Origin of the sequence: Cupriavidus phytohabitans, assembly GCF_000426345.1 — a bacterium.
Taxonomy (GTDB): domain Bacteria; phylum Pseudomonadota; class Gammaproteobacteria; order Burkholderiales; family Burkholderiaceae; genus Cupriavidus.
This window is the reverse complement of the sequence record NZ_AUFE01000198.1, coordinates 1-2,391: the sequence shown is the minus strand read 5'-3', so window position 1 is coordinate 2,391 and position 2,391 is coordinate 1. Positions and strand designations below refer to the sequence as shown.

The following is a 2,391-nucleotide window of genomic DNA, read 5'->3' as shown; positions in this document are numbered from 1 at the left end:
CGTGCACGCTCCCTGAGGGAACCCCTCCAGCGTCCATCACCGTTCTTGCTCAAATCCCCGCGCTTTCGGCATCACGAAAGCTGCTTATGCACAATACCAAAAAGCCGCTCTCGACGGTGTCGAGGCGCTATCAGGTCGTTCAACCCGCGGAGATCCTGGAGTTTTACCGCGATCTGACCGAAGTCGGCGGTTACCAGCTGGAAACCGCTGGTGTGCTCAAGGAAGGTCGCAAGCTCTGGGCGCTTGCGCGCACGGGGCAATCGACCAGTATCGCCGGCGTCGACGAGGTCCGGGGCTATCTGCTGCTGGCGACCGCATGTGATGGCACGCTGGCCACCACCGCGCAGTTCACGTCCGTGCGGGTAGTCTGCAACAACACCCTGCAGATCGCGCTTGGTCGCAATCGGGGCGCCGTCAAGGTGCCGCACCGCAGCCAGTTCGACCCGCGCGCCGTCAAGGAAGAGCTGGGCATCGCCATCTCGTCGTGGGATGGTTTCATGGTCCGCATGCATGAGTTGGCCGCCCGCAAGGTGAGCCAGGCGGAATCGGAACGCTTCTTCCAGCGTTTGTTCACGTACTCGTGGGCGACACCGGAATCCGAGGGTCCTACCAAGGTGAACGAGCGCGGCCTGAAGGCGGTGCTCAATCTCTTCGAGGGCAACGGCCGCGGCGCCACACTGGAATCGGCGGCCGGCACTGCCTGGGGACTGGTGAACAGCGTCACAGAGTATGTCGATCACCGGCAGCGTGCGCGCAATCCGGGCAACCGGCTGGATTCGGCGTGGTTCGGTGCCGGTGCGGTACTCAAGCAGCGGGCCTGGGACGCAGCGCTCGAACTCGTTGCTTGACAACCTTCCTGCGGCATTCAGAAGTTCATCCCATTGACCAGCCCTCAAGCGAACTACGTTCGATGCCGATGCTTGGCATGGAAGTAGTCGTTTTTGGTCTCCAAAGCCCCGGCACAGTCCGGGGGTTTTTTTCGCTCGTTGCTCATGATTCTGATTGATTTCTATTCTCGATACCCCCGCTGGTTGTTCCGGACCTCGCAAACGCCTGCGTTTCAAGGCCGCCACGCCTGCCGCAACACGATCAGGGCTGAAGGGCAACACGTCGCGGAGCGACTTATGCTGCGACAGGCCATCGATGTGGCAAGCTTTCCGAAGGACAGAATTCTCGTACTCTTTTTCGAATGGCAGGCTCATGTCAGGCAGCATGCAGTGCCGATGGGGTATGACGCCTGGCTGGACCAGCGATATCTGCAGGGCCCCGCGGCCGCTGTGACGCTCAAGCAGAAACGTGTTGTCTTCGAACTAATGCATGGAGCCGTGTTCGAAGTGCGGGGCAAGGACGGACGCCGGCGCCTCTTCCGGGTGCAGTTGGAAAACGACTTTCCCTATGTGTCATTCCGAGACCCAGCGAACGCTGTGAACTATCCGTGGGTGGCTTTCCCTGGTGTCTTCACGCAGGCAGAGCTGATGACCCTGAGACGGGTTTACTGAAGACAAACGCCCGGCATTGCCGGGCGTTTGTCTTTGAAAGAGGGGGTGCGGAAGGGTGCTTTCGGTGTCTTTGGAAGGAACATGTTCCTCAGCAAGGTGTGGGAATCTGCGCCTCGGTTGCTGGGCTGTCGATCGCTACACCCTCCTTGTGTGGGGGGACGTAGCCGACCGACTGGATGCGGGCAATGGTGCCATCCAGGGCGGCATTCGGGCCCAACCGGATGGTGCCGGCATACAAGATCCGACCCTTCACGCGTCCATTGATCAGCAGCGAGGCGCGCCCAACGACATCGCCTTCGACCACGCCGTCCACAATGACATGCTCGCCATCGACGTTGCCATGCACCACGCCGCCCGCCGCGATATGGAGCAGCCCACGGGAGGCGCCAACATTGCCGGTGACCAGCGCCAGGCAGGTGAAGCCATGATCCGAGACAAGGTCACCGTGAACGCTCATCCCCGCACGGAGCAGGCTGAAAATTGGAGGATTATCCATGGGTCAGAACATCTTGATGTCGGTAGGGGAGCTTGCATGCTGCGTCGCAGAATTCCGTGTCTGCGCGCCGGATGGCGATTGCGGTATCGTCTTGGCAGTCGCCGCTACCGTCGCGGTCCTGATAGGGGTGGTCGCTGCCGCAGGTAATGCGGCGGGGGCGGGTCGCGTCACGGCCACCGCCTTCGGCTGTTCTGCCTGGGTACGCTCCAGCTTAGGCTGTACCGGCTCCGAGGTGGCGGAGGGCCCAGATGCGGGTCCATCCACGGGCACGGCTGGCGATGGCGCGACTGTCGACTTGTTCGCCTCGAAATCGGAAACGGCGTCACGCTTTCGCGGCCATTCACGGTCACTGGATTCGGCAGTCGCGCGCGCAGGGGCTTCGGAAGCTGCCTGAAC

General features: G+C 61.8%; 3 protein-coding genes. 2 read left to right on the top strand and 1 reads right to left on the bottom strand.

The genetic code is table 11. The annotated features are described in order from the left end of the window. Positions 1-35 precede the first annotated feature (35 nt). Together K309_RS38895 and K309_RS0134580 are read left to right on the top strand one after the other, a co-directional pair. On the top strand, positions 36-848 hold the full coding sequence (locus K309_RS38895) for a DUF932 domain-containing protein (protein WP_051320775.1): 813 nt from the start codon (positions 36-38) through the stop codon (positions 846-848). Positions 849-1,124: 276 nt separating this feature from the next. Beyond that, the gene (locus K309_RS0134580) at positions 1,125-1,499 is read left to right on the top strand and encodes a hypothetical protein (RefSeq protein WP_232232650.1); all 375 of its coding nucleotides are present in this window, start codon (positions 1,125-1,127) and stop codon (positions 1,497-1,499) included. Between the two features lie 88 nt (positions 1,500-1,587). Here K309_RS0134580 and K309_RS0134575 read toward each other — a convergent pair whose 3' ends face one another. Further along, on the bottom strand, positions 1,588-1,995 hold the full coding sequence (locus tag K309_RS0134575) for a polymer-forming cytoskeletal protein (RefSeq protein ID WP_018004032.1): 408 nt from the start codon (positions 1,993-1,995) through the stop codon (positions 1,588-1,590). Positions 1,996-2,391 lie beyond the last annotated feature (396 nt).

Bases quoted from the DNA above. Each gene is read 5' to 3' on its own strand.
- K309_RS0134580 (WP_232232650.1), top strand. From the start codon at position 1,125: ATGCTGCGACAGGCCATCGATGTGGCAAGCTTTCCGAAGGACAGAATT.
- K309_RS0134575 (WP_018004032.1), bottom strand. From the start codon at position 1,995: ATGGATAATCCTCCAATTTTCAGCCTGCTCCGTGCGGGGATGAGCGTT.